Raw genomic sequence first — 26089 nt, 5'->3', positions numbered from 1 at the left:
TCGTTCTAACCCTTTGCCAATGCTTCATGGTCATCTGCCTGTGGTGGTTCCTCCATCCACCCATGTTTAATCATAATATTGGCTCCATCTTCGGCGTAAAAAGAAATTTCCGGAATTAAAGATGCGTATTTAAGTCCTACATCTCTTCTTGGACTGGCAGCGATGGCCATTCCGTAATTTCCAATACCTGCTGCTATCATTGCTGATACATGAAACATGATTAACTTATCTGAGAAAACATTTGCTGTGCTATCTGAAACAGCAGAATCCCAACTCATTGGAGCAGGAATGTCTTCTTTTAATAAAAAGCTCCCGAATACTTCCATATGCTTTTGGGCAATTTTTCCTCCTCTTAATAAAAATTGCTTAACTTCCTCATTTTTTGCTGTCTGAGCAAATCCCATCATTAGGACTTTTCCAATAGAATTGGTTTGGATATTTAAAAACAAATGAGTAATTTCCACAGAGGTAAGAGTTCTTTTCTTTCCAAAAAAGCCAGCCAAAAATTGTTGCTTTTCTACAAAATCTACTTTGTCTGGAACGGAAATATAAGGAGGTCTTACATATGTACCTTGTTTCAACATTAAGTCCCGTGTTTGGTCCTGCAAACCAATTCCTTCTTTTAACACCTTTTTATGAAAGTCAACCACATCAGGTCGAGTCACTAATCCCAATGCTGCTCCACTTCCTGCCATTGCAAGAATGGACATTTCCCTTAAATACATTAGTACAAAAGTATCTGAAAAGAGTTTTGGAGCTTGTGGAATTACGTCTTGATCCGTAAATCCCATAGGTATAGGGAATTTTTCTTTTATAAAAATGTCGCTCATAACCGAAATATTATATTTCGCCAGATTTAATGTCGATTCAATAACTGGACGTACTTCTTCATCTTCCACCTTTTCTAAGAAGTATGTATTAACACAGACGCTTAATGTATCATTTATAAATTGGGTCCATAAGCTAGACATTTCCGCAGCCGTTAATCGAATATTTGTTTTATCTTCCATTTGAACAACCTCCCTTTTAATACATCAAGGAATAATATGCCCGTAATTGAAAAATATATGAGAGAACAACCACCAAGAATAATACATTACCAATTACTTTCCTTAAATCTCCAGGACAAAAAAACTGAGGGTAAATACCCTTTAATAACCTTTTCTATTTCTGAAGTAGTAAGTGCTTTAATAGGGTATTCGGATAATAGTGTGGAAAATCGGCTTTTTTATTTGTCTACAACAACCGTTATCAAAAAGAACTTTTCCTATTAACTTCTTCTATCAATTTAATTAAAGAGTAATTGAATATCTACGTGAAGCATGTACGACCACTATGGAGAATGCTTTGTGTTTGAATTCATGTTCTCAATGGGTTGTAGAATTGGAGAAATTGTTTCGTTGGATAAGAATTGCATCAATTGGTCCAATTGTTAGAGGAAAAGGTGATAAAGTATGGATAACTTTATCACAAAAGAAAGATTAACATCATACTGAAAATTCTTTTTAAATAATGATGACTCTACTGTTTACGAACTCTTACTAAGTACTAATTCACTAATTCCTTATTAGTTTAATCCTTCGCAACAATCAATCAACAAATATAGAAATCAATAAACTGATTGTAAATAATAGATACGCAATCTGAATTATTATGTACATTTTAAATTCAAAAGTTGATAGTTTTCTCTGTTTCTTGGTTTTAACCAAATGACGAAAATAAAAAGCAGAACTAATAACTAGTACTCCTATAGAAATTGCACGTAAAATTTCCGCGAAAATTATCAAGCGAATCAACTCCTTCATAATAAACATAATTTAGCAAAAGATGTAAAGAAACATTGCTTAGTGTTTGCCTACTGATGTCACCATTCTTATAAATTGCATTTATTCAACTCCCTGGCCCGATACTTGAATAAGAAAATCGTATTACTCCTTATTGAAGTTATTGCACCAGTTCGTTGAATAATTTTAATGTCTATTATTGTCATCTTAAAAAGAAAAAGATAGGGTTAGTGAACATTATTTATCCTTAAGTGTCTTCGTCAATTTTGTATTCTAAAATATCTCCAGGCTGACATTCTAAAGCCTTACAAATCGCCTCTAAAGTTGATAATCGAATCGCTTTTGCCTTACCGTTTTTCAATATAGAAAGGTTAGCCATTGTTATTCCAACCCTCGCCGAAAGTTCTGTAACACTCATTTTCTTTTTAGCCAACATCACATCAATATTGATTATAATTGCCATGTTATTCACCTCAGACTATTAAGTCATTTTCTGATTTTATATCGATGGCTTCTTGCAAGAGTCTTTGGAGAACAGCAGCAAAGACTGCGATAACCATTGAAGCAAAAATAGGGACCATTCCGATTATTATGAGACCTGGTGCATCGTCTAGATCAGCTACAAGAAAAACAAATGGGATAATTACCACATATAAACCACTGATTATCATTGCACTGAATTTGATATTCTTCAAAGATTTAACAGACAGTTCAGAGAATGATTGATTCTTGTCAATATAGCTTAAAAGTTTAAAGGCCTGATACAATGCAATGAAAAACGGTATTACTGATACATACATACCTATTAAAATGGGATAAAGTATATGGGTATAATCTGGATTTACTGGATTATTAGCTAACCAAGGCAACCCAAATATACATAAAGCAAGAACTGGAGTTCCAATAAGAAAAACAGCTATTTTTAAAAAGATTGTTGAACCTCGTTTCATAAAAAGCACCTCACTTATTTATTGTCAATTTGACTTTAACATATAATTTATCGTTTTACAATAAATTATTATTGATTTTTATTACATTATTATTGTTATGTAAATCCCCTTTTATTCTTAGACAAAAATAAAAAGCATTCCTCATAAAAAAAGAAATGCTATAAAGCTTAAGACTATTCATTTACAAATTGTTCAACTGCTAACTTGCCTGCGTCTTAGTTTAAGTATTTTATTTTCAAATTGGGTTTTGATTAAACTTCTTTTCAAATTATCAAACTTTAAGATGGTGTATATGTTCTACTATAAAAGGATGAGATTACCCCCTCTTTCGATTGATATGATGCATAATAGCGTTATATAAAAATTCGGCTAAGTCGTCATTGCTAAACTGATTTATATAACTTTTAAATTGATTATCAAATTTATACGTGTTTGCAATACATGTTAGCATTTCAGCGTCACAAGCAATCGATTGTTCAAGATAACTCTTCCATTCTGTAATTAATTGCTGTACTTCATCAGAAGAAGGAGATTGAATCATACCCAGGATGCTATTTTTCTAGATATTTTTGCTTGATCCAATAAGATATGTTTGATTCCTTTTTTGAAAAAGATCATCAAACACCATTTTTTCTTTCATAAGAATTACAACCTCTGTGAAACCTTATGAAAACAGCATTTTCTAAGGCTTCATTTTGGCTTTCATCGCAATTTTTTTGAAAATTACCCTTTAAACTTTATTTTAAAACGACAACAAAAAATCAAATAGCAAAACCAAAGCCGTTAGAGAAAAAAACACTGTAAAACATCGTTTTAACAATAAAAATTGTAAACGAAAACCAACTAAGGCCCCTATTCCAGTTGTTAAAAATAGCAGCGACATCGTAATATCACTTTGCACTTCTATACTAATTAGTATGTTTATTAACACAAAGCCCCATGCAGTTAAAACCGCATCTTGATGATTTTTATAAAGTGGCATGAGTAATAGTCCTAACAATAAACTGCATATGCTAGCTGGAAAATTTTGCACAAAAAAAATAGAATTAATCGTTAGTAATCCAAATGCTGTTATTAAGATTAACCCCACGCCATTTGGGCTATATCGCTTCCATCCTTGTAAAAACAATGCAAATAAACCTATAGTTAAAAAACCAAATAACCATTCAGTAAACCATTCTGCACCATACCATAGCTCTGACCAATTAATTAGTAGAACATTACCTAAAATAGCCACAGCATACACGACAAATTTTCTCATTTCACATCCTTCTTTCTTTAAAAAAGCTAAATCTTAAATCAATCACAATACATCGAATATAAAGAAAAAAATGTAACTTATAAATATTATACTCGATATGATTCTTATATCGTGTTTTTCATTAAAGTTGCCCCTAGTTAAAGAACAAGCCCTAGAATAAATGGTTTAGGGCAAGAACATCGTGACTTTGTTTCAAATTTACAATATCTATTGATTTGGAATAGGGTTTGATTAAAAAGACGCTGCCACCGTTGATTTTATCATATAAAAAACCCAAACATTTTGAAAAAAGATTAATCAAAATGTGTGGGTTTCTTCTTAGAATGAATTCATAAAATGGATTCTCTTCTTGTAAATTAGTTTGAAATTTTTGTAAAAAAGGTTGATCAGAAATTTTCAAAAGTCCTTATACAACAGTGTTTTCTTTATAATTACCCTTATAAAACGGTACAACTTTATTTCAAATCCACAAGGTGGAATTCAACTTTTTACATAGAGGTTTATATCAAAACGGGAAAAACATACGTTTTTCCCGTTATTGGATAGATTTCACTTCGTCATTCAGCTATCTGGTTTTACCTAAAAGTTTCTCGGTATAAAAAAACGAATCCGGGTTAAATAAAAATGTTGTCCCTTTTTATTATCGCTCCCAAAACGCTGGCGGTTCAATCCCAAGTAACCGTAAGTAAATAAAACCTTGGCCCCGATGGTGGATTTCATTTTCCAACGCATAATGTAGACGTTCGAAATGACTCATTTCGCCACCAAAAAAAGGATCTTTTTCTACGGTGTGCAACTGTTCCTTGTTGATTTTTGGCCACCATTTTTGCACATCCTCTTTGGTTTTATGACAACCGTCTAAAAGTTCCGCTTTGGTCGAAACACTAGCAAAAGGTTGGCTATATTCCCATTCATCGAGAGCGATACCGCGTATATATCCCCGTTCAATATCTAGTATCTCTAAAATCATTTTTGAGAATGGCCGCAGCGGTTCGACCGGTGCAAAGGTGAATAACTTATCTTCAGGGAAAGCCTCAATTGTTCGAATGGTTAAACGACGATTCTCATCCAAAATTTCGCGAAACTGCTCCAATGTCATGACCATCGTTGGTCGCCTCCTTAATTAGTTGTCCCTTTCATTTTAAAACATCAACCCTGATAAAGGTAGTCAGTGAAGTAAAGAAAGGATACTAATGTAGCTTTAGAATAAAGTTTGATTAGAAATATGGAGTAAACCCTAAGATTACGGTAAATAGAAAGAATCCGTTTTGAAATAAATATTGATCAAAATGGATTATTCTTGGTAAATTTAAGTTTAGTTTTGATAAAAAAGTTTGATCACTTTTCACTCTATGATCTTCCGCAATTGCGCCCGTTTGAGAAAGATCTCAACATGCCTGATATATCATTTATTGTTAGTTTTAGCTAAAATGATGGGAAAAACAGGGAGAATTACGGATAAACCGAGTCAGCATCAGAGCAATTTCGTCCGGGGGAAGCGTTCGATCGGTTATGAACCAATGCTGAATCAACCCGAACTGCCCAGAGCCCAGATAAGCGATGATATAACCAGCGGGCAGAACGGACCAACTAGAACTGGGCTGTTCCTGCTTCAGACTTTCGTACAAACGGGTCCCGACCAGGTACTTCAGCCGCTCTCCCAATTCGACTGGGGCAGAGGGATGAAAAACGGCCTTGAAAAAAAAAGCATGGAGGTGCAAATACCGAAAGGCCTCAGCGATAGCTGGGAATGGCGATTTCTCATCCGAATGCTTCATGAGATCGTTCAGCCGAATAGGTTCAAATATTTTCAGCAATCCCCGCATCCACTCCGTTTGCTCGATTAGGTCGAAAATATCTTTGTAGTGCAAATAAAAGGTGCCGCGGTTAATACCGGCTTTTTGTGACAAATTTTTAACGGTTAACTCCTTGATCCCCTGATTGCTCAGGATGTCTGTCAGCGCCTGCTCGATGAGCTTGCGGCTCCGAACAGACCGTAGATCAGTTCTTCCCTCCATGATTCGTACTCCTTTCGATAGCCAAACATAATAATGGTCAGTATTACTTTTGTGTTCTTTATTGAACAGTTCGTTTACATTGTTGATTGTTCCGAACGATTGGCTTTATTATAATAGATCCAATAAAACATATCAACACGTGTTCATTAAAAAGGAGATGGATAATCATGCAATATCGAGATTTGGCGCGCACGGGTGTTAAGGTGAGTCAATATACCCTGGGAGGAGGGGTTTTTGGATCGCTTACCGACAAGGAAGAGGGAATCCAAATTATTCACAAGGCGCTGGAAGCCGGCATCAATCTGATCGATACCTCTAACCGTTATGGGGATGGAGAATCGGAAAGAATCATCGGTGAGGCGATCAAGGGCAGACGGGACGAGGTTATCCTGGCAACGAAATTCGGGGCAGAGCCGAATGGCGAGCGGAATCAAAGCGGTGCTTCTCGCCGCTGGGTTCGGCAGGCAGTCGAACAAAGCCTCCAGCGGCTGCAAACGGATTATATTGATCTTTATCAACTGCATCACCCATTCGGGGACGTTGCTTTCGAAGAAATTCTGGGCGTGCTGAGCGATCTGATACAAGAAGGCAAGATCCATCATATCGGCACTTCCAATCATCAAGCCTGGCAGCTGGCAGAGGCACAGGGGGCAAGCGAGCGTCGCTATTTGCAGCGGTTTGTCAGCGAGCAGTCTCCGTACTCGATTCTCAACCGAAGCATCGAGATAGACATTGCCGAAGTCGCTCGACGCCACGATCTTGCTTTGTTGACCTACAGCCCGTTGGCTGGCGGTCTGCTGACGGGCAAGTATACGTCAGGTCGGGCAGCGGACAGCGGATCACGGGCGGCGCTTTTAAAGGGGGATGCCGCTCGCACACTCGATCCGAAATTGCCGGGAAATGCGCAAAAGTTTGCAGTCATCGAACAGCTGAAGCAAGTAGCCGATCAGGCAGGGATAACACTGGCACATATGGCTGTCGCATTTATCCAAAGCCATCCGGCTGTCACTTCAACCCTTGTGGGACCGCGCACACTGAAGCAATTGGAGAAATATTTAGCTGGAACTGATTTGACGCTTAGTCCCGATATGCTAGATGCCATCGATGAAATCGTTCCCCCCGGGAGCAAAAAGGATAATCAAGATCCTGCTTGGACGCCGGAATGGTTGGATGCTTCCCGACGCAGGCGGTAAAGATAAGAAATGATCAAGCAGCGCAGGGCGAACGCCGGGTGCTGCTTCGGATCTTATCGTTTTCCGGACCATGATTATAGGAACTTTTATAACCTATTTTCTTACGGCTACCTCGCCCCTGACAAAGCCTTTTCTGATTCTGCCCCTACAGATTATCCTTGTTAAATATCTAATTTCCCGTGAAGTTCTTATTCCAAAATATGGCCTGATTGTTGCATTAACAGAATCCAACATATCAAGATGATTGTATCGAACTTTATTCGAAATGATCAATCTTTATTATAAATTATCAAACTCTATTTCAAAGCCACAATAGAGATACTCACCAGTATATTCTTCTCCTTTTTTAAAGAACGATACAGTATCCTCTTTAATTAAAATACGGTCAACATCTGTTTGATACCCTTTATTATAGTATTCTTTGTATCCTTCAGCTGTCATGCCATCTTTATGTTCTGCTTTATGAGCAAAAACCTCGTCAAGCGTACCATCTTGTAGGTATGGATATACAGATTGCCAGTCCCCTCCCCAATCGGAGAGTGAACGATCCTTCACTTGGCTGTCTTCAAAATAGCCGTCATAAATTTTTTTGTTTCTTTATCATTTACATGACTATGATCGTGTTCACTTTCATGTGGTTGACTTTCAGATGTTTGCTCTTGCGTTTTGGATGAGCCTTCTTTAACTGATGAGGATTTTGTTGTTTCATTAGAATCGCCTTCGGATAAACCCAAAGTCTGACACCCTACTAATATTAGTAATAGACTAATAGTTAATAGGCTTAACCGTTTTGCAAATAACAATCTTCATTAAAACACTCCTTCTCCGCAAATCGTAATGGTTACGATTTGCATTATATAAATATCTTATGTGCACGTCAAGGAAAAATGTCCCAATATCGCTAAATGTGTTCCTATCCAGAAGTCTTCGTAGATATGTATCTGTAAAAAAGTCTATCCCTTCTCCCCCCAAAACTTCAACCCACTTCCCCTATTTTCACCAGGATCCAGGATATCGTCTTATGTGGAGGAGTATTCCTCCATTGTAGTTAAGTTCTTCCATGAATAGAAGGAAGATCAGGAGAAAAGGATGGAAATTGATCGCGTTTAGCAGTTGAGAAACTAACTGGATTGGGACTCAAAACCCTACGGATTTAAAGAGTTGAAAAAACAACTAAAAAGCGACTAAAACCCTCCTGAATCCAGTACCGACAAAGGATTTAGTAGCTCACGACAAAAAGAAAAAAGAGCGAACCCTATTGAATCCGCCCGAATTTATATTAATTTATTTTTGTTAAAACTATTGAATAACAATGGAATACCCTCCAATTACATAATCAAGTTCTCCCGCTGCTCTTCCCATTCATTACCGTATAACATACAACCATAAAAACCGAACAGTACCCGGCACTGTTCGGTTTTTTCTAGCCAGCAATTAGTTCAAATACTCTTTCATATGCGTCATAGATTTTGTCTGCTTCTTCCTGCATTTTGAATACGTCCTCATACTTGATTACAAGTAAATCCATTTCATAGAAGGCACTTAGTATTTTCACCACCGATTTTGGGATCGTTTCCCAAGAGGTTATTTCCCCGTGAACTTTCGTCAGTTCCTGAAGTACCTTTTCAAACTGCTCCTCATCCATGCCTTTTCCCTGCTCCATTTGAACAAAAAAGCCATTGTTTTCATCGATATATTTTATCAGATTCTGAGTGATGTCGGCCTGATAGCGATTCGGCATCCCATCACCAGAAAGGCACTGCTCTCTCAGCATGCTAATCTGTTTTGCAGCATCACGTATCCGCTTGGCTTCTTCATCCGAATAATTCAATGAAAACTGATACAGTTCAGCATAGATTTCAATGATCGGCTGGACTGCTTTATTTGGTACCCAGTCTTCTTTGTCCCACAGTCTGGTAAGCTCTGTGAATACATTTATAAACTTTTCATATTCTTCCCGGTCCAAACCATTACCCATACGCAGTTCAACAAGCAAATCCGTTTCGGACTCGATGAATATTTCCAGTAAAGATGATTGATTCATTTCGTCTCACGCTCCTCTTCCCAATCAACGGGAATTTATCATTTCATAAATTCGGAAGGGCGACCAAGCAGGTTGATTGCTTCTGGTGGTATAACATTTTCAATCAGCAATTCCTGAGATTTATTGGCGTATCTCCTTACCTTTTCCCATGGTTCCCCTTTCGAATTAACCAGGTACTTATCTTGGACATCCGGGTCGGTTAAATCATAATACGTATCAGGCACCTTATCCAAATCAATCTGTATGATCCGGAGATCCTGAGCTTTACCTGCATTCATAATATCTTTTGTTGCATTTTCCAGTGCTACCTCAAAACTCTTGGTAGTTGATATATATTTGGATCCTTTAAATGTTTTCTTACTTCCATTGTTGACATGCCCCGCAATCGTGATATGTTCCCTTTCCGGTGCTTTGGCGAAAATGCCCTTATCCGGATTTTCATCCTCCCGTAAGACGCGGTATACTGTGTTTTCGTCCAGATTAAGACTGATGTCTCCCAGTTTTTCTTCAATCTGATCGATTGTATTGTTGAGGTTCGTAATTTCCTCGTTCGAATCTCCTCCACCAGTAAATACCGCGATCGACTCATCAACACTTTCAAACAATTCACCTATGTAACCGACGATCCCGTCAAATTTTTCTTTGATACCCTCAATAGTGTTATCTGTATTCTCTCTCAGACTACCGAACCAATCTGTGATCGGTTCCAATAACCCTTCATCCGTTTCGGCAATGCTCCCGGAGGCAGATACAGTATTGTTTAAAAAGGCCGATTCTTCTCCGGCAGCCTGATATGGCTGAATAAATAGCAATACGAAAGATGCAATCAGGATAAATAGTAGATTTGGAAATTTAAATCCTTTCAACCGACTCTCCTCCTGTATCTACACATCAAAAGTTCCCCAGACCCCGGAAATTAATGTTAGATTTGTCTATTATACGTTTTTATCATAGAAAAGATTGGCAGAAAAGTCTATGTAATTTATCAAATTTTAGAATTTGGTAATTTAGACCCATAATATAAAACCAGCTCTGTAGCTTTTAATAGTGTTTGAAAATACTTGGGTTACTGGGTTAGGAAACCAACCAGATACTGTTTATCCTCCCTTATTCCACCGTTTTTCCGTTGCTGTAACCGTCAAGTAGAATTGGTTCTTACGCTCTTTTGGTGAGTGCATCTTTTCAAAACTTTTCAGGTATAGGAATACCAAAACAGAAAGGTTAATGAAATAGATGATGACATTAATCGTTCATCCGATTTCTGCTTTAGATAAGAGCGTTGAGGAGCAATGGCAGACCGCACTTTCAGGTCGTAGTTTTCAAAAGTCATTGTCTGGAAACTCACCATTTCATAACTTAAGATTTCATAGATAAATTCGTGATACATCCAACTTTAACATTCTGCCTCACGAAGTAAGTTAAGTAATTTTTTGGCCGTATCAGCGAGACGTAGAGTACAGCATTCAACAAGATATCGGTTATTATAATAATGCTCGTCCTTGAATTGAAAAGGGTACTTCCCTTATTACAAAGAAAGCACCCGTTAAATAAGATAGTTTTAATTTTTAACTCAATAGTGTATAGTATTGATAATTTTATTATTAATTACCATTCTGATGATAGATTAGTTGCACAACGCCAGAAGAGAACGTTCTTTGATTAACCATTTTTAAATTTACTCTCTGTTTTATATCAATAAACATCGGTTTTCCTTCTCCCAAAATAACAGGGTGAATAGATAATCTAAATTCATCAACAAGCCCTAAACCTATAAAAGTTGTAATGAGACTTGCTCCGCCATATAGCCAGATGTCTTTACCAGGCTTACTCTTCAATTTATTTACTTCTTCAAGAATATTTTCATTTATAAATATTGCTCGATTATCAGTCCCTATTTGTGTTCTGGAAAACACATATTTCTCTTTACTATGAACCAATTCCCAAATTTCTTTTTCGCTATCAGAGTCTTCAGTTTTCGGAATATATTGTCCCCATAAATCGTAACTTTTTCTACCATATAAAATAGTATCAATTTGATTCAAGAAATTAGTGAACCCCATATCAGGGTCCATAATGCACCAATCAACTTCTCCATTTTTCCCTTCAATAAAACCATCTAAAGTAACGGCCAAATCTAACATTATTCTTCTCTGTTTTACGTTATTTGACACAACTCTTCCTCCTATTATCATTCAGATATTGTTTCTTCTGCCCTGTTGAATAAGGATTACACAATTAACGGAACGTATGTTTCTAATTATTTTAACAATAATTTTTCTATTGTTCAACTAAACTACCAGTTAGTAAAATATGGCTTTCCTTCTTCTTTTCGATAGTAATGGCAATATTCCTCTAATAAAAAAATTGGTGGAGGGATATCTGGGCAAAGTTTTTAACAGAAAGAGAAATTGAATATCTACGTGAAGCATGGGCTACTTTGTAAAATGCTTTGTTTTAATTCATGATCCCTACAGTTTATAGAATTAGAAAAATTGTTTCGTTGGATAAGAATTGCAGCAATTGTTAGCGGGTAAGGTGATAAAGAAAGAGAAGTTTATTTTAATATTCAGTGTGATATTTGGGTGGATCATATTGTTCGTCAGTCAGGATGACAAACTACCTGCAAAAAAAGAAATCTGCCCTATACGAATAAAGGGGCAGACTTCTTATATGATTATATCCTTTCCTCATTCATCTCTGTCTAAGATGTTCATTCATGATAAAACCTAATTTGGTGTATTATGTCCACTTCCAACGGTAATTAGGTCATTTAACCCGACTCTCAATGGGTTTCAGATTTTATTTACATGTATTTCACAAACTCGCCTAGCGGTTTTCGATAGCCTCTCGGTCTTAGTTATCCTTTTTTGTAATCATGGAAATATGGTGATGGCCCGCTATCTTATTCCTTCATATCCGGTATAAACTCTGGGCAAAACCTTCAAACCACTTGACATCGTTTTGCTCAAAATTCATTCATTAAAATCACAAAATGTACATGTGCTTATGCACATTTTGTGATTTGTAGAGATTTGCATGCTTTAAAATTATTTACGTATTGTATTTAATGCAGTTGTCCAAGAGATAACTTGGTCCAACATTTGGTTTACTGAATCTGCTTGTACAGCAGCTGGTTTGAAGTCTGTACCATTTTCGAAGTCTGTAAATAATGATAAAGCTGGATGTACACGAACATGTGCTACAAGTAATTCACTTAAAATACCACGTAAATGTTCTGTTGCGCGAGCTCCGCCTACAGAACCGTATGATACGATACCAGCAGCTTTGTTGTTCCATTCATCACGTAGGTAATCTAATGCATTTTTTAGTGCTCCTGTGATAGAGTGATTGTATTCTTGAACGATGAATACAAATCCGTCTTGTTTTGCAATGATTTCTGACCATGCTGCTGCACCTGATGCGTCGCCTCCTGCTTCACCTAAAAGTGGTAATTTGTAATCTGCGATATCGATAATAGTGTAGTTTGCATCTCCACGTTTATCTGCTAATTCTTTTACCCATGCCCCTACTTGTGGACTTACGCGTCCCTCACGTGTTGATCCTAAAATAATACCTATGTTTGATTTTGTCATTGTTTTTTCCTCCTCTTGTTGTATTCCAAATAATTTATTTAAAAATCCCATTTTTTTCACCACCTTATAAGTACTCTTTTTCTATGTTAAGTGTGCTACGTACCGTGTTAATTTGTCGCACTGAAGCCTCAATTTGTTCGCGTTTCCCTTCAAGGAATGGAGGTAACGATAAAATTTCCCCCACTGTTTCATAAGGTTCATCCCCCATAAATCCTGGACCATCTGTTGCCCATTCAAAGAGTATACCAGGTGCTACTCGTGCATATAAAGATTCAAAGAAGAAGCGATCCACATAGCCTGAAGTACCGAAACCAAATTCTTTCATACGTTCAATCCATTCATTCAATACTTTCGTATCTTCCACCCGGAAAGCTGCGTGATGGACTGTACCGAATCCTTGACGGCCAGCTGGCAAAATCGTATTATGCTCCACAATTACTTGCGCACCATTTCCACCTTCACCGACTTCGAATAAATGAAGTGAACCTTCTTTAGCGATTTCACGCATTAATAATACATTTTCCAAAACTTCTTTTAAATAATCAAATTGAGCAATACGAACATGAATGGGTCCTAAACCTGTAATCGCAAACTCCAATGGTACTGGACCATTCTGCCAAGGTGTTCCTGATTCAACACCTTTGTTAAATTCATCAGATACTAACATATATTGTTGGTCATCAAAGTCCACAAATGAAATAGTTTTCTTACCAAACACTTCTTCAATTCCATTATTATCCACTTCGTACTTATCAAAGCGTTTCAACCAGTAATCTAATGCAACATCTGTCGGGACACGGAAAGCTGTTTTATAAATCTCATTCGTTCCATGCGTACCTTTTGGTATACCTGGGAAATCAAAGAATGTCATATCCGTACCGGCAGAGCCTTTATCGTCTGCGAAGAATAAATGATACGTTTGAATATCATCTTGATTTACTGTTTTCTTTACGAGACGCATTCCTAATACATAAGTGAAAAATTCATAGTTTTTCTCTGCACTACTTGTAATCGCTGTTACGTGGTGCATTCCTTTTAAATGGTTCATTATGCTTCCTCCTATTATTACTTTGAATTGAAGTATCGCTAATTCGAGATATTTATTTAAAAAGTATAATATCTTTACGTGACCCTGCTGGATTCAATTTATATTTAGCTGCATCTTTTCTAATCACTTCATGAATAGATTGGGAGGAACAGAGATTTGCAAAAACAGCATGCAACTTTTTTGGAACTATTTCCAATCGTATCACGCCTCTATAGCATTAATTCTAAATACAATGAATTGAAGTATCTCTAATTCAAACTAAATTTACCATGAATACACTGCAAATGTCAATACTTTATTTATACTCAAAAAATGGTGAAGGCGGCTTAGCTACTCAAGCATACAAATGACAAAGTCAATCATATTGGGGTTTAGAAATTCTACGCTTCCCTTCCTTTAAATATTAGTTGACCAAGAGATAATAACTTACTACCATTCAAGACGATGTGTGCTGCAAGGACTAATAATACAAGATCGTAAACATAGCCATTAAGAAATCCATCTGGCAATTTCACCGTAAAGATTGCACCAATCATGATAATACCAAATAATAGTGAAACGATCCGAGTCCCTACACCTAGGATCATAGCTATACCACCTACTAATTCAATCGTACCTACTGCATAAGCAAGGAATCCTGGAATACCTATGCTATCAAACCAACCTACTGTATTCTCTATACCGCCTTGAAACTTAGAAACTCCGTTTGCTAAAAAGACAAGACCTAGCATAACACGAAGTAAAAAGGTTCCAATTTCATTTCTTTTTGACATAAGATGTCCCTCCAATATTTAATGTTTTTATCTCCAACTTGTATATTACCATTTAGTATATCTTTAATTCAAGGTATTTATTTATATTTTTACAATAAATTTTCCGGACAACCTAAAATGCATAATGATTTCACCCTAAATTTAAAGAACACTAGATTACTCTCACTAAAATTACGCATTTTGGTAATGAAATAATAAACTTGCAGCAATATCCGCTCCATTAAAGTAACCAATGGCAATAATATTATCTCGTTTAAAACCATACTCTCGTGCTGCTTCATCAAGGAATTAAATTCAACTCTTTGGTACGAAATATAAGGTCTTCTTCATCGAAAATTCCTTCTGCTAACCTCTTAAAGAAGCGAGGCATTCCATTTGTTTTTTTAATCATTTAATTTCACTCCTATTTTATACTAAATATAGGTTACAGATTCACTGACAGGTTTTTGATAACCTCATAGTCATTTGTCTCATATTAGTATATTACCAATTCGTGATATATGATTAAAAATTTTACATGCTTTGTGCGTGATATCCTAATTTTTTCAGCTGTTCAATCAAAACTTCTTTTTCTTTCGAGTCTAATCCACCACATATTTCTTTCATGGCTACCTTATGTTTTGGAAAGACTTCACTCATCAGTTCAGTTCCTTCATTTGTTATTGCTGCGTATGTTATACGACGATCTTTAGGACAAGGCTTTCTTTCTATTAATTTTTTCTTCTCAAGCTTATCTACAACATAGGTAATACTACTGCTTGCAATCAATACTTTTTCGCCAATTTTTTGTATTGGTTGGTCACCTTTACTATAGATTAATTCTAGAACAGAAAACTCAGTTGGATTTAGTCCTAAACATTTTATGTCCTCTTCCACACGCTTTTTAATTGATTGTAGCGCCCTTGATAGGACAATAAATACCTTTAAAGACAAATCCTCTTCATAATTCTTTTTATCCTGACTATCCATGATAACCATTCCTTCTAATTTATCTCTAATTCGAAATAATTATATACTAATTTATTTGCATATGTCAACTGATCCTTAAAAGTTGATACCAACTTAATAAAATAATAAATGAGATGTTCTTCTATTTCAGCTATCAGATGATTAATATAAGCAAGACGTTCTTCTTCAAAGTCCATCATTTGTCTATTTTCTACAAAAGCAAAATGATTACATTGTCTGAAATTACATCAATTAATTGATGATATTTTTTCCCCTTTACATTTCGTAAATTCTCAGCATTTTACGCACCTCCTGCCCATTCTTTAAATTAACCAATCCGGAAATATTCTTGCAATTATTAAACCGAGAAATAATAGAAGATGATACGAAATTATAACTTCGCATCATCTTTAAGAATGTTTTAATCAAACTTTATTATAAATGATCAATCCTTTTTATAAATCTATAGCATTGTAGTCTTGGAATAGATTCTGATCGAAAACCCCTTGCAACACACATTTTACGTTAGATAAAAAGAATCCATTTGGAAAAAGATTGATTAACTTCTACCTACATTTCTCCACAATGCACCCAATAGTTGACGAAGGAAATTAAAGTCTCCACTAGGGGTCCGTTCTCAATTTCAAATTTAGCTGTCTATGCAAAACTTAGACCCTTATAGAGCCACGGAACCCTCTGGCGCCATAGTAAGAGTCTGCACCATTGTGATACACAAAGACATGCCCGAAGCGAAAATCGCAAAAAAGGGCACCGCCGAGTTCTCTAATATCAGAGGGTGTTTGCACCCAGCTCGAAGTTTTCTTATCGAAATTTTCAAGTTTTTGCAACGCTCGATATTGTTCTTCCGTTAAAAGTTCAATGCCCATAGCAGTTGCCATATCAATAGCGTTATTTTCTGGTTTATGTTTTTTCCTTGACTCCAGTGCTTCACGGTCGTAACAAACACTTCTGCGACCTTTAGGACTTTCCGCTGAACAATCATAAAAAATGTATTCGTCTTTCTTTTTATCATGACCAACAACATCCGGTTCGCCACCCGTTATTTCCATTTCATTGAGCGACCATAGTTTTTCAGCATTAGCATCGAGCTTTGCTTGGACTTTAGCCCATTCAAGACCTTTATGGCGGTTCATGTTTTTCTCAAAGCGAATTTCCAATACACTGAATAATTCATTACGTTCTTCTTGTGACAATTCCTTTTTATTGCTGACTTTACTTTTCTCTGTCATGTTCGCTTCCTCCTTATTGTTATTACTCATCATGGTTTAAGCATATAATAATATTTGCATATTTTTTTTAATAAATCATTTTCTAAGACTAATGGGTAAAACGATATTATTCCACTCTATTAATAAAGAAAAAATCAAATTTGTTCCTTTGGTAAGCCTGTCTTAATTTATACTCAAGACAAATACCCACTCAGAGTAGATACTAACGTCTCATTTAATTTCTTATTTAACGATAGTTCCCCGTTACTTTAAGGACATAAGTACAGTTATTCACAATAATAGCAAAACTTATATACCCACAGGGTCAATTGATGAAAAATTACTTCATATAATTTGCGACTAACTCATAGCATCTTTCTTTTGTAAGAATTGCTTGTGTAGCCACATATTCTAATGATTCCGTCGAACCACCTTTATATTTTAGTGAGCTTCTTTCGCAACTTCATCTATGTGTTTTATCCAGTTCCGTTGTTCTTCTGTAATTTATACATCTGTTCTGTACCATGCTGTTTTTCAACACACCATAGATTTCGTTCAATGCCTCATCCCAAGTTTTATATCTTTCTGCCTCTTCTTCCTCCATAATTAATGTTGTTGTTTTAGCATCTGAGTTTCTTTGTAATTCCTTCATCTCATTAAGTTTCTTGAGATATTCTTCCTTTTTACCCACAGTAACATTGCTATTACTGGAGGATTTCCCATCGTCTTCTATTGTAGATGTATTTACTGAAATATCTGCTCGGCCGTTAGAATCAGCGTTTTCAGAATCCAAAGAACCAACTGTATCTGCAATAGGAGATTCATCACTTTTACTCTGAGTCGAGCTGCATTTGATGACTAGCCCCTTCAAATAGAAAATCATATTGTTCACGATTCTTCTCATTTGTGGATTACACTGGTTCTAATGCTCTTTCTTAATAAAAGGAGGTAAGAAGAAAATAACAGGGAGACATTCACTTTAATTATTTTGCTCCTGCACTTAACAAAGTTTCCTCAATCTCTTTAAATCCTCTCTCCTGTGCGTGTGTTAGCGGAGATACCTTATTGCTATCCGGAATACTAACATCCGCTCCATGTTCTATAAGCAACTGAATGGTTTGCTGTTGTTTGTTGCTCCCATTTCCTAAAATAATGGCTTCTAGAAGAGCTGTCCATCCGAGATCATTTATATGATTAACATCGATATCCGTATTTGTCAGAAGTTCATTGACTACATCAATATACCCGTGTTCTGACGCAGGAATTAATGCAGTCCCTCCATATCGATTTGTGATCGTAGGGTCTGCTCCTGCTTGAATTATTAGTTTTAAGATTTCTAAATAACCTTCCGCTCCGGCATAGAGGAAGGGATTGTTTAGCATATCATCTTGGATATTTACATCTGCACCCGCTTCAATCAATACCTTTGCAGTTGAAACATCATTATTATAAGTCGCAATCATAGTAGCAGTTCGTTGCTTGGAGTCCTGTGCATTAATATCTACCCCCTCCTTAATCAGATTACTTACGACATCTGTATCTTCACGTTCTACTGCTTCAATTAGCTGTTCATCCAACCCTTCATGCATAACTTCTCTCTCCTTTTCTGGTTGAGTCAGTTCGTCACTATTATTTGAATTACATCCTTGGAGCAATAACATAGAACCTATCAATATCACTGTCCACTTTCTCAAAATTTAACGCCTCAATTCTATCCCTGATTTGTTAACTTACATCTATTCTACTTCTTGTTTATATTAGATAATAAACAGATTCCTCATTTGGTTCAACATGGACATGCTATATACTTCATAATCTCTCGTCCAAGAGCTATGCTTTAATCACTGAATTAGAACATTCCCTAAATATTGAGCATTGCCTGCCGAATTAATAAATTCAACTTCCAAGGCATAACTCCCTTTATTAGTTGGGAATTGAAATTCTTTTGTATCGTCCAATGAGAGTTCGATTCGTTGGTCATCTTTTAATAGGGAAACTGTTATTTTGGGGTCTGTCCAAATATCTCCGCCATTTTCCTCGTTTTCTTTAAAATCTAAAGATGCTTTCTGATTTGGAAAAACCTTTATTTCATCCAGTGATGATGCAAATTTTTCAATATCCTCTATCTTTTGTTGTACATCTTCACTTGCTGTATCCCAATTGATATTTGCTTCTGTTAATTGTACAGATGAAATATCCAAATTTAAATGAGCAGTTGGCACTCCTACATCATAATCTTCACCAATACACCCTGTTAATGTAAAAATTAAACACAATCCTATAAGTAACTTCAGAAATCCGTTCATATTCGACCTCCCAATTTTAGCTATCGAAAACATATATCTTAAATTGCAACGTTAATCGCACAATTCATCCCTGTTATTCCAATAAGGATTATATAACTTTAAAAACATCTCACAAACCCGTATTTTACGGTAAATAAAAGAACAATATTTTGAAATAACAGTTTGATCAAAATGAATTCTTTTTTAGTAAAATCAGTTTGATTAATCATAAAGTTTAATCATTTTCTAACTACCATGTTCAACATTCCATTCCGATTGCGGGATATCTTAATTACCAGCCCCATTAGTGAAGTATATATGTTATTGTGCGAAATTGGCTCCAAACCATAGGAAAAAAATTATGATTGCAATATTGATAATGGTTAAAACAACGCAATAACAGCTATTCTTTTCTTTTCATATTTGAAAATGTCAAAACCATCAGTATAATGGAAGCTACGTTAGCCACAACAATAAAAATCATAATCCAAAAACCAACTTGCTCTGTTGTTGCCGTAGCAATTGGATCTAAAAGAATCATAGAAAGAGCAACCAGTAAACTTATAATCAAAAAGGTATAACTTTTCCAAGAATAGCTTTTATGCATTTAAACCATCCTTTTTGTGTTATTCCACAATATGGCATGGTTCGCTTATTAAATATTAACATAATTGCAACAAAGTTTTTATGTACTTTCAGACTCATTCAAGATAGTCAATCTTCAAAATAAGCTATTATACTTTATTTCATATCCACGAAAAACCTCTCCCTTTTTATATTTAATGTTGAAATGCGTATCATCAAACTCACTTATCTAATTAATCAGCTAGCTGTTAATGAGTTGTTTTAATCCTCTTTTTGAAGTCAATCATGCGGAATTTTTTTTGTTCACAATCTCACGCATCTCAATATTTTTCTTGAAGGTAAAGATAAATGATTACCACAAGTCACACCACCATAAAAAGTATAGTAACCTTTTCTAAATTGGAGACTTTCAACAGCGTAAACATTTGCTGAAATTTTGACTCGCATTCATTTCACTCATAAAAGTCCAAACTCTTCTTAAGGTAGAACCAGGAAAGCGATGCTCTAAAGCGCCAACCCCTTCTTCGGGAAAGTTTAATAGGAGGACTTCCTAGAAGAGTCCTACACCAAATTTTATAACGCGGTCATTCAACATGGTACAAAGATTGGTATGGGTACCACTGTGAAAGTTATTAAAAATATAGACAATGTTGTTTTTGCGGAGCTTACCAAGGGTACTTCAGGTGCATATGATCTCTTATAGGAGCCCGACGGCGTGAAGTCAAAAGTTCGTAAATTGCTGTTTGATGGTAGACAGGGGTGGCGATTCAATTCCTGTTACCGTTTAACCGTAATCTGATTTCGCAACACACTTCAGATATTGCTTAATTGCGCTGAAGAAAAAAAAAGTGACTTGACATTGGAGGCAACTTCAATGTTATTCTGAATTCATGGAAAAACTTTATTCTATACAAGAGATTTCGAGGATCCTTGGGATGACGAAGGATACGCTTCGTTACTATGACCGGATTGGACTCGTATCGCCAGCCCGGGAAGACAATAGGTACCGCAGATATTCGAAGAACGACCTCATCGACTTGATGAACATTCAAATCATGCAGTATGCGGACTTTTCTCTTGAAGAAATCAAGGGAAAGTTTGGGTTCCACAGGATGGAGAATGTAGACCCTGCTTATTGCCAGGAGGTTGCTGCGTTCCTCGATGCCAAGAATGCAGCAACGCGCGAGAAGATTGCTCATCTAGAGAAGGTCAGTCAGTTGCTCGACGTAGCAGCCGAAACGCTAAGGGACTTTAATCCTGAAAGCGACCAGCGACTGGCAGAGATCGTTGGCGAGATTTACCAGGCTATTCGAAAGAAGGAACCGGGAATATCCGAGGAGGGATGTCATGGACATCAAGGTTAGGAATTTCTATTATCTGATTGCAGGCATTCTTGCGATACTGTTTTCCGTTACCCACGCATGGAATGGGCAATCCGCTGTGCTGCCGATGCTCCACGTGAATGCGATAGCCATGGATACCCGAACAGTATTCATGTATGTTTGGCACATCATCACGGCGGAAAATCTGATCTTCGGTATTGTGTTCATTTTCATGTCATTCCAAAGCGAGCAATCGAAGATCCGGTTTGCCGCATGGACGATCGTGTCGCTTCTGATCGTCCGACTGATAGTCATTCTTGGCATAACTGCATTTCAAGACATTTCGGCGCTTACGGATACGTTAATTGATTCGATTGCCATCGTAATCTATGTCACCTTGATCATACTGGGCATAAGAATGAAGCAAAACTCAGACGCCACAGTCAAATAGGGGGAAGTGAAGTCAACCATGCTGGGAGAGAGTATCGCTGGCAGCTACGAGCCGTGGATGTAAAAAACTGTGACATTTCAGGTCTTACAATGAAAGGAGTACTAGTCTAAGCAATAATGGAAAGCAATAATGGAAAGCAATAACAGAAACAAAGAATCTCTAGCGAGTCAAACTATCCTTTCCATAGGATGGTTTTTTTCAATTTTTCCGTTATTGACAGCACAGAGAAAAGATAAGCCATTGCATTAATGGAACAATAGTTTGAACAAGACACGACAGCAGCTGGGCCTGGAAGCATTCTATTCTTACTAACGAGTTCCCTACTCCATTTTTCAACCTGAGATGTTTTTTTCTTTTTCACTATAAAAACACCCCTTTAGATAAAATCCTTAGAGCTTTGAATAAATATCTTTAGAACTTTCATAGGTGAGGGATTTATTTAAGTTTGAAAGGAGTTAGTGCACAAATGCATCTTAATGGAAAGATTACAAACTTTAAAGAGGACTAGGATGGCAATGTGTGAAAAAATATATTTTCTTTTCGAATTAAAACTGGCGATTATGGTTCATACAAAACAAATATGCCTCCAACAGATGTAACCTTGTAAAAAGTTAGATTAAATTAACTCTACAAACCTGATAAAAGTACAAATAGAAAAAGCATGCTTTTGAAAAAAACACTGCTCAAAACACGCTTTTAACACATTCAATTGAATCATTTTTTGTAAAAAAGTTAGATCATTTATGCCAATCCGAATCCTTCTATTTAAATACATTTATATACAGTATCAGCCACAAAACATTGATATGGCGCACCCTTTTATCATTGTAAATGTATGCATTTAAGGATTTTGACTTGGAGCCTCTGTGGGTAATTTGGTCGTGAAAGGCTAAAGCAGGTGTTTCATCAGGCATCCCAGCCTATCATACCCACCCCTCCAAATAAAATCCTATTTTTGTTACGTTGAAAACTATAATTACTTACTGTATGTAAGCACCCATTACTTGAATAAGGTTCATCATTTATATCTCCAATCTATATAAATTAGCAATTTTCCCTTCGTGTTTATCGTTATTTGCTATCTGAAATTCTCTTACAAGTTTAAAACCATTTTTCTCTAACACTCTTCCAGAACTAGGATTTTCAACAAGACAACAAGTCTCAAACTTTTTAAATTTTAATTCCTCAATGCCGAAATCAATCGCTTTGTGTACTGCTTTCGTTCCAATTCCTTTGTTCCAGAAATCAGGTGCGACCCAATAATCTATTGCACCTGTCTCTTCATCTTCTTTTCTAACCGAAATGCTTCCTGCAAATTCTTCATCACACAAGATTGCAAAAGGATAATGGTTTCCTTTTTCTCTTTCTGCGTTTACAATTTTATACCACTGTCTTGCTCCATCTTTTGGATATGGATAAGGTACATTCGTTGTATCAGCAATTTCCTTTTTAGACACATACTCTTGAACGAAGCGTATATCCTTTTCTTCAATAATCCTAAGTCTCACTTGGTCCATTATAGTCCCTCCCTACATATTTATTAGCCCTATTAGTATTTTTTCTATCCTGCTGTGGTAGTACAATAACGATTACTACTAATTCAACAAACGGTTGCGTTAACCCTTCATGGATTAACGCAACCTTTTGCTCATTAACTTTGCAGCTACCGATAGGTCACTTAAAGGAGTGGAGCATCGCAACATTTTTGTAAACGTCGTGACTTTAATTCAACAATGATCCACGACATTAAAGTATTTAATTTCAATGCTATAAACTCGGATAACACTTCACCGTCCGTAAATGTGGGCGATGTTAAATAATATTGTTTTAATTCCATGTAAACACTTTTTCTATACCAAAAATAAAACAATACAGTCATTTAAATCTAAAGATTATACAACAATCGGGGCAGCTTAGAATAAAGGATTTTGTCAATGAAAACAGAAGTAATAAATATAGGTAGAAAAACTTATACAGGGAGAGATCTTTTATGAAAAAGCATCATGCGTTACAGTTGTATGATTATCATGTTTGGGCGAACAACAAGTTTTTTGTGCGATTGAATGAATTGCCGAAAGATATTTATGATCGGGAAATTCAAAGTGTTTTTTCCTCAATTGCGGAGACGCTTGTTCATATTTATAAGGCGGATACAATATATCTTGGTGTAATGCGAGAGGATAGTATGGATGAGATTCAAGCTTCTATTATCCAGGCGCAAGAAAAGACAAAGGATAAGGGACTCGAAGAAATAGAAGCGCTGTTTTATGATTTGTCAAAGAAGTATCAGGATTTTTTTAACAATGAGAGTGATTTGGATAAAGAAATTTTCCCCGAACATCCTCAATACGGTCGTTTAGAAACTTATCTTTCCGAATTGGTTCAGCATGTTGTAAACCATGGCACTTATCATCGTGGAAATCTTACGGCAATGTTACGTCAACTGGGTTACTCCAGTGTACCAACAGATTATGTTTTCTATCTTTATGCAATCAGATAAACAAATTTAAAGCAATAGGTCGCGATTGTGAAAGAAAAAGTAAAAGGGATGATACATATTCGTCATGTATAATATGTATTATCCCTTTTTATTTATGATTTAGGTTTTGATAAGTAATTTAATAAAGTCATTTAAAACTAAAACGTCAGTTCAAGAATCGCGCCAGATGTGGAAGTTCAATTAATTCACTTTTAAAAATACCCCCCTATTAAATTTCAATAAGAATAGGAACAATCATTGGTTTTTTCTTAGTATGTGTATATACATATTGTCGTATTGATTTTTTTATTTTCTTTTTCATTACATTCCATTGATTTCTATTTGCTTCTTGTAACTCGTTAACAGTTTCTATAGTAAGTCGATTAACGTCTTTCCGGAGTTCGGAGAAATCTCTATCCACAAATCCTCGAGAAATGGTATCTGGATCAGAAATTAGTTTTCCTTCCGCTTTGCTTATAGTTAAAACAATCATGAGCATTCCATCCTCTGAAAGCTGTTTGCGGTCTCGTAACACAAATTCCCCAACATTTCCGACGTCCCCCCCGTCTACGTAGATATTCCCAACCGGTATTTTCCGGGTCTGACGGGCAACGGTATGTTCAATATCGACAACATCACCATTATTGATGATAAACGTGTTTCCTTGCTCTACCCCAACGGATTCAGCTAACAAACGGTGATGGTGTAGCATTCTATATTCACCGTGAATAGGAATAAAATATTTTGGTTTCATTAATGTAAGCATTAGTTTTAAATCTTCTTGATAACCATGCCCAGAAACATGCATTCCGGATGTACTTCCTGATCCATAAATCACTTTGGCTCCAAGTGCAAATAAGTTGTCTACGATACTGGTGACATTTCGTTCATTCCCGGGGATTGGACCTGCTGCAATGATAACCGTATCTTCAGGTAAAATGTCGATACCACGAAAGTCTCCAGTGGACAAGCGAGCAAGAGCCGCCAATGATTCTCCTTGACTCCCCGTGCATAAAATAGCCACCTTTTCAGGAGCCATTTCATTGATTTCATGTGGGTCAATTAACATTCCATCAGGAACTGTTAAATAACCACGATCCATAGCAACCGCTACTACCTTAACCATACTTCGTCCAAGCAACGCAAGTTTTCGATTTGTTTTTTGCGCTACATTCACGACTTGCTGAACGCGACTAATATTTGAAGCAAAGGTAGAAAGAATAACTTTGCGTTCTGCTTTCATAAAAGTTGCTTCCAGATGTTCACCTATCATTTGTTCCGATGGGGTCAAACCAGGACGTTCTGCATTGGTACTCTCAGACAATAGAAGCAAAACACCTTCTTTGCCGATTTCAGCCATTTTATGAATATCCGAATGCTCATTATTCGCAGGGGTTAAATCGAACTTGAAGTCCCCTGTATGTACAATATTACCCTCTGGTGTGCGAAAAACCATTCCCAAGCAATCAGGAATACTATGGGTCACTTTAAAAAAACTTACACTCATTTCTCCGATTTTCAAGTTTGAGTTTGAGTTGATTTCAACAAGTTCGCTTTCTCTTAAAAGTTTATGTTCTTTTAATTTAATTTCAATTAATCCTAGTGTGAAGCGTGTGGCATAAACGGGTACATGCAATTTTTTTAAAAAGAACGGGATCCCCCCGATATGATCTTCATGTCCATGTGTGACAATTAAAGCCCTGACTTTATCTTTATTTTCTACTAAGTAAGCTATATCAGGGATAATCAAATCAACTCCTAATAAACTTTCATCTGGAAACTTATTGCCACAGTCGATAATCACGATATCGTTTGAATATTCGATCGCATACATATTTTTCCCGATTTCATTCAACCCGCCTAAGGCGAAAATAGATAATGCATTCTCTTTTATACTCAAATTTATAATCCTCCCACTTTAAATTTAATCTTAGTATGCCCTTTGGGTTTTCATTTATCAGTGGGTTGAATGCTCGGGCTCCCTATAAAAAGGAAATTCTAGACTTGTTTTTTCCTGAAAATACTTACTACAACATTGATGTCTTTGTTTCCGTTATCGAGGTCTTTCCTCTCGTGGAGACAGCTGCTATTCAAATCACTCGTGGTTTTAGATTTTTAAATAGACG

26 protein-coding genes and 3 pseudogenes are annotated in these 26089 nt (G+C 36.3%); 4 read left to right on the top strand and 25 right to left on the bottom strand.

Going from position 1 to position 26089, the window contains the following annotated elements:
* Positions 1-5: 5 nt before the first annotated feature.
* From MHB53_RS19110 to MHB53_RS19080, 7 genes and pseudogenes are all read right to left on the bottom strand, one after another.
* A complete protein-coding gene (locus MHB53_RS19110; RefSeq protein WP_340921379.1) occupies positions 6-1010 on the bottom strand; it encodes a DUF3231 family protein in 1005 nt (334 codons plus the stop codon).
* A gap of 1021 nt (positions 1011-2031) precedes the next feature.
* On the bottom strand, positions 2032-2247 hold the full coding sequence (locus MHB53_RS19105; RefSeq protein WP_340921377.1) for a helix-turn-helix domain-containing protein: 216 nt from the start codon (positions 2245-2247) through the stop codon (positions 2032-2034).
* 10 nt (positions 2248-2257) lie between these two features.
* The gene (locus MHB53_RS19100) at positions 2258-2734 is read right to left on the bottom strand and encodes a DUF2975 domain-containing protein (protein ID WP_340921375.1); all 477 of its coding nucleotides are present in this window, start codon (positions 2732-2734) and stop codon (positions 2258-2260) included.
* A gap of 316 nt (positions 2735-3050) precedes the next feature.
* Positions 3051-3304 (bottom strand): annotated as a pseudogene (locus tag MHB53_RS19095) (TipAS antibiotic-recognition domain-containing protein); the annotation flags it as partial.
* A 172-nt stretch (positions 3305-3476) separates the two neighbouring features.
* The gene (locus tag MHB53_RS19090) at positions 3477-3995 is read right to left on the bottom strand and encodes a hypothetical protein (RefSeq protein ID WP_340921371.1); all 519 of its coding nucleotides are present in this window, start codon (positions 3993-3995) and stop codon (positions 3477-3479) included.
* A 640-nt stretch (positions 3996-4635) separates the two neighbouring features.
* A complete protein-coding gene (locus MHB53_RS19085; protein ID WP_340921368.1) occupies positions 4636-5100 on the bottom strand; it encodes a DinB family protein in 465 nt (154 codons plus the stop codon).
* 316 nt (positions 5101-5416) lie between these two features.
* A complete protein-coding gene (locus MHB53_RS19080; protein ID WP_340921366.1) occupies positions 5417-6013 on the bottom strand; it encodes a TetR/AcrR family transcriptional regulator in 597 nt (198 codons plus the stop codon).
* Positions 6014-6180: 167 nt separating this feature from the next.
* On the opposite strand from MHB53_RS19080, the gene MHB53_RS19075 reads away from it, so the two are divergent.
* On the top strand, positions 6181-7206 hold the full coding sequence (locus tag MHB53_RS19075; RefSeq protein WP_340921362.1) for an aldo/keto reductase: 1026 nt from the start codon (positions 6181-6183) through the stop codon (positions 7204-7206).
* Positions 7207-7503: 297 nt separating this feature from the next.
* Here MHB53_RS19075 and MHB53_RS19070 read toward each other — a convergent pair.
* The 15 genes and pseudogenes from MHB53_RS19070 to MHB53_RS19000 all read right to left on the bottom strand — a co-directional run.
* Positions 7504-8009, bottom strand: a pseudogene (locus MHB53_RS19070) (ZinT/AdcA family metal-binding protein); the annotation flags it as partial.
* 620 nt (positions 8010-8629) lie between these two features.
* Positions 8630-9250: a hypothetical protein gene (locus MHB53_RS19065; protein ID WP_340921359.1), complete on the bottom strand. Its 621-nt coding sequence runs from the start codon at positions 9248-9250 to the stop codon at positions 8630-8632.
* A 38-nt stretch (positions 9251-9288) separates the two neighbouring features.
* On the bottom strand, positions 9289-10116 hold the full coding sequence (locus MHB53_RS19060; RefSeq protein ID WP_340921356.1) for a DUF7587 domain-containing protein: 828 nt from the start codon (positions 10114-10116) through the stop codon (positions 9289-9291).
* A gap of 735 nt (positions 10117-10851) precedes the next feature.
* Positions 10852-11421 (bottom strand): dihydrofolate reductase family protein, encoded by a 570-nt coding sequence (locus MHB53_RS19055; RefSeq protein WP_340921354.1) that lies wholly within the window; start codon positions 11419-11421, stop codon positions 10852-10854.
* A gap of 876 nt (positions 11422-12297) precedes the next feature.
* Positions 12298-12894 carry an NADPH-dependent FMN reductase gene (locus tag MHB53_RS19050; protein WP_340921351.1) on the bottom strand — a complete coding sequence of 199 codons (597 nt, stop codon included), beginning with the start codon at positions 12892-12894 and terminating at the stop codon, positions 12298-12300.
* A gap of 13 nt (positions 12895-12907) precedes the next feature.
* Positions 12908-13891, bottom strand: coding sequence for a ring-cleaving dioxygenase (locus tag MHB53_RS19045; protein WP_340921349.1), 984 nt, complete (start codon positions 13889-13891; stop codon positions 12908-12910).
* 52 nt (positions 13892-13943) lie between these two features.
* A complete protein-coding gene (locus MHB53_RS19040; RefSeq protein WP_340921347.1) occupies positions 13944-14087 on the bottom strand; it encodes a hypothetical protein in 144 nt (47 codons plus the stop codon).
* A 184-nt stretch (positions 14088-14271) separates the two neighbouring features.
* Complete coding sequence (locus MHB53_RS19035) at positions 14272-14664, bottom strand: DoxX family protein (RefSeq protein ID WP_340921345.1); 393 nt, start codon at positions 14662-14664, stop codon at positions 14272-14274.
* A 174-nt stretch (positions 14665-14838) separates the two neighbouring features.
* A pseudogene (locus tag MHB53_RS19030) lies at positions 14839-15040 on the bottom strand (carboxylesterase); the annotation flags it as partial.
* A 137-nt stretch (positions 15041-15177) separates the two neighbouring features.
* Entirely contained in the window at positions 15178-15633 is a 456-nt protein-coding gene (locus tag MHB53_RS19025) for a MarR family winged helix-turn-helix transcriptional regulator (RefSeq protein ID WP_340921343.1), read from the bottom strand.
* Between the two features lie 647 nt (positions 15634-16280).
* Complete coding sequence (locus MHB53_RS19020; protein WP_340921341.1) at positions 16281-16862, bottom strand: DUF4256 domain-containing protein; 582 nt, start codon at positions 16860-16862, stop codon at positions 16281-16283.
* Between the two features lie 442 nt (positions 16863-17304).
* Positions 17305-17733 carry a hypothetical protein gene (locus tag MHB53_RS19015; RefSeq protein WP_340921339.1) on the bottom strand — a complete coding sequence of 143 codons (429 nt, stop codon included), beginning with the start codon at positions 17731-17733 and terminating at the stop codon, positions 17305-17307.
* A 91-nt stretch (positions 17734-17824) separates the two neighbouring features.
* On the bottom strand, positions 17825-18535 hold the full coding sequence (locus MHB53_RS19010; RefSeq protein WP_340921337.1) for an ankyrin repeat domain-containing protein: 711 nt from the start codon (positions 18533-18535) through the stop codon (positions 17825-17827).
* Positions 18536-18682: 147 nt separating this feature from the next.
* Complete coding sequence (locus tag MHB53_RS19005; protein WP_340921335.1) at positions 18683-19147, bottom strand: hypothetical protein; 465 nt, start codon at positions 19145-19147, stop codon at positions 18683-18685.
* Between the two features lie 382 nt (positions 19148-19529).
* Entirely contained in the window at positions 19530-19733 is a 204-nt protein-coding gene (locus MHB53_RS19000; protein WP_340921333.1) for a hypothetical protein, read from the bottom strand.
* An 868-nt stretch (positions 19734-20601) separates the two neighbouring features.
* Between MHB53_RS19000 and MHB53_RS18995 the strand changes: the two genes are divergently transcribed.
* Positions 20602-21075 (top strand): MerR family transcriptional regulator, encoded by a 474-nt coding sequence (locus MHB53_RS18995; RefSeq protein WP_340921331.1) that lies wholly within the window; start codon positions 20602-20604, stop codon positions 21073-21075.
* Positions 21059-21484 carry a hypothetical protein gene (locus tag MHB53_RS18990; RefSeq protein ID WP_340921329.1) on the top strand — a complete coding sequence of 142 codons (426 nt, stop codon included), beginning with the start codon at positions 21059-21061 and terminating at the stop codon, positions 21482-21484. The genes MHB53_RS18995 and MHB53_RS18990 overlap by 17 nt, the downstream gene beginning before the upstream one ends.
* Positions 21485-21656: 172 nt before the next feature.
* Here MHB53_RS18990 and MHB53_RS18985 read toward each other — a convergent pair whose 3' ends face one another.
* Together MHB53_RS18985 and MHB53_RS18980 are read right to left on the bottom strand one after the other, a co-directional pair.
* Positions 21657-21845: a hypothetical protein gene (locus MHB53_RS18985; protein WP_340921327.1), complete on the bottom strand. Its 189-nt coding sequence runs from the start codon at positions 21843-21845 to the stop codon at positions 21657-21659.
* Positions 21846-22506: 661 nt separating this feature from the next.
* Positions 22507-23001, bottom strand: a complete 495-nt coding sequence (locus tag MHB53_RS18980) for a GNAT family N-acetyltransferase (RefSeq protein ID WP_340921325.1) — start codon at positions 22999-23001, stop codon at positions 22507-22509.
* A gap of 473 nt (positions 23002-23474) precedes the next feature.
* Between MHB53_RS18980 and MHB53_RS18975 the strand changes: the two genes are divergently transcribed.
* On the top strand, positions 23475-23984 hold the full coding sequence (locus tag MHB53_RS18975) for a DinB family protein (protein ID WP_340921323.1): 510 nt from the start codon (positions 23475-23477) through the stop codon (positions 23982-23984).
* A gap of 208 nt (positions 23985-24192) precedes the next feature.
* Here the strand turns inward: MHB53_RS18975 and MHB53_RS18970 are convergent, their stop codons facing one another.
* Positions 24193-25863 (bottom strand): ribonuclease J, encoded by a 1671-nt coding sequence (locus tag MHB53_RS18970; protein WP_340921321.1) that lies wholly within the window; start codon positions 25861-25863, stop codon positions 24193-24195.
* Positions 25864-26089: the final 226 nt, after the last annotated feature.

The organism is Bacillus sp. FSL K6-3431 (genome assembly GCF_038002605.1).
Classification (GTDB): domain Bacteria; phylum Bacillota; class Bacilli; order Bacillales; family Bacillaceae_C; genus Lederbergia.
This window is presented reverse-complemented; position numbering and strand designations above follow the sequence as displayed.

Excerpts from the sequence above, each read along its gene's own strand:
- MHB53_RS19110 (WP_340921379.1), bottom strand. The coding sequence starts at position 1,010 with ATGGAAGATAAAACAAATATTCGATTAACGGCTGCGGAAATGTCTAGC.
- MHB53_RS19105 (WP_340921377.1), bottom strand. The coding sequence starts at position 2,247 with ATGGCAATTATAATCAATATTGATGTGATGTTGGCTAAAAAGAAAATG.
- MHB53_RS19100 (WP_340921375.1), bottom strand. The coding sequence starts at position 2,734 with ATGAAACGAGGTTCAACAATCTTTTTAAAAATAGCTGTTTTTCTTATT.
- MHB53_RS19090 (WP_340921371.1), bottom strand. The coding sequence starts at position 3,995 with ATGAGAAAATTTGTCGTGTATGCTGTGGCTATTTTAGGTAATGTTCTA.
- MHB53_RS19085 (WP_340921368.1), bottom strand. The coding sequence starts at position 5,100 with ATGGTCATGACATTGGAGCAGTTTCGCGAAATTTTGGATGAGAATCGT.
- MHB53_RS19080 (WP_340921366.1), bottom strand. The coding sequence starts at position 6,013 with ATGGAGGGAAGAACTGATCTACGGTCTGTTCGGAGCCGCAAGCTCATC.
- MHB53_RS19075 (WP_340921362.1), top strand. The coding sequence starts at position 6,181 with ATGCAATATCGAGATTTGGCGCGCACGGGTGTTAAGGTGAGTCAATAT.
- MHB53_RS19065 (WP_340921359.1), bottom strand. The coding sequence starts at position 9,250 with ATGAATCAATCATCTTTACTGGAAATATTCATCGAGTCCGAAACGGAT.
- MHB53_RS19050 (WP_340921351.1), bottom strand. The coding sequence starts at position 12,894 with ATGGGATTTTTAAATAAATTATTTGGAATACAACAAGAGGAGGAAAAA.
- MHB53_RS19045 (WP_340921349.1), bottom strand. The coding sequence starts at position 13,891 with ATGAACCATTTAAAAGGAATGCACCACGTAACAGCGATTACAAGTAGT.
- MHB53_RS19035 (WP_340921345.1), bottom strand. The coding sequence starts at position 14,664 with ATGTCAAAAAGAAATGAAATTGGAACCTTTTTACTTCGTGTTATGCTA.
- MHB53_RS19025 (WP_340921343.1), bottom strand. The coding sequence starts at position 15,633 with ATGGATAGTCAGGATAAAAAGAATTATGAAGAGGATTTGTCTTTAAAG.
- MHB53_RS19020 (WP_340921341.1), bottom strand. The coding sequence starts at position 16,862 with ATGACAGAGAAAAGTAAAGTCAGCAATAAAAAGGAATTGTCACAAGAA.
- MHB53_RS19005 (WP_340921335.1), bottom strand. The coding sequence starts at position 19,147 with ATGAACGGATTTCTGAAGTTACTTATAGGATTGTGTTTAATTTTTACA.
- MHB53_RS19000 (WP_340921333.1), bottom strand. The coding sequence starts at position 19,733 with ATGCATAAAAGCTATTCTTGGAAAAGTTATACCTTTTTGATTATAAGT.
- MHB53_RS18995 (WP_340921331.1), top strand. The coding sequence starts at position 20,602 with ATGGAAAAACTTTATTCTATACAAGAGATTTCGAGGATCCTTGGGATG.
- MHB53_RS18990 (WP_340921329.1), top strand. The coding sequence starts at position 21,059 with ATGGACATCAAGGTTAGGAATTTCTATTATCTGATTGCAGGCATTCTT.
- MHB53_RS18980 (WP_340921325.1), bottom strand. The coding sequence starts at position 23,001 with ATGGACCAAGTGAGACTTAGGATTATTGAAGAAAAGGATATACGCTTC.
- MHB53_RS18975 (WP_340921323.1), top strand. The coding sequence starts at position 23,475 with ATGAAAAAGCATCATGCGTTACAGTTGTATGATTATCATGTTTGGGCG.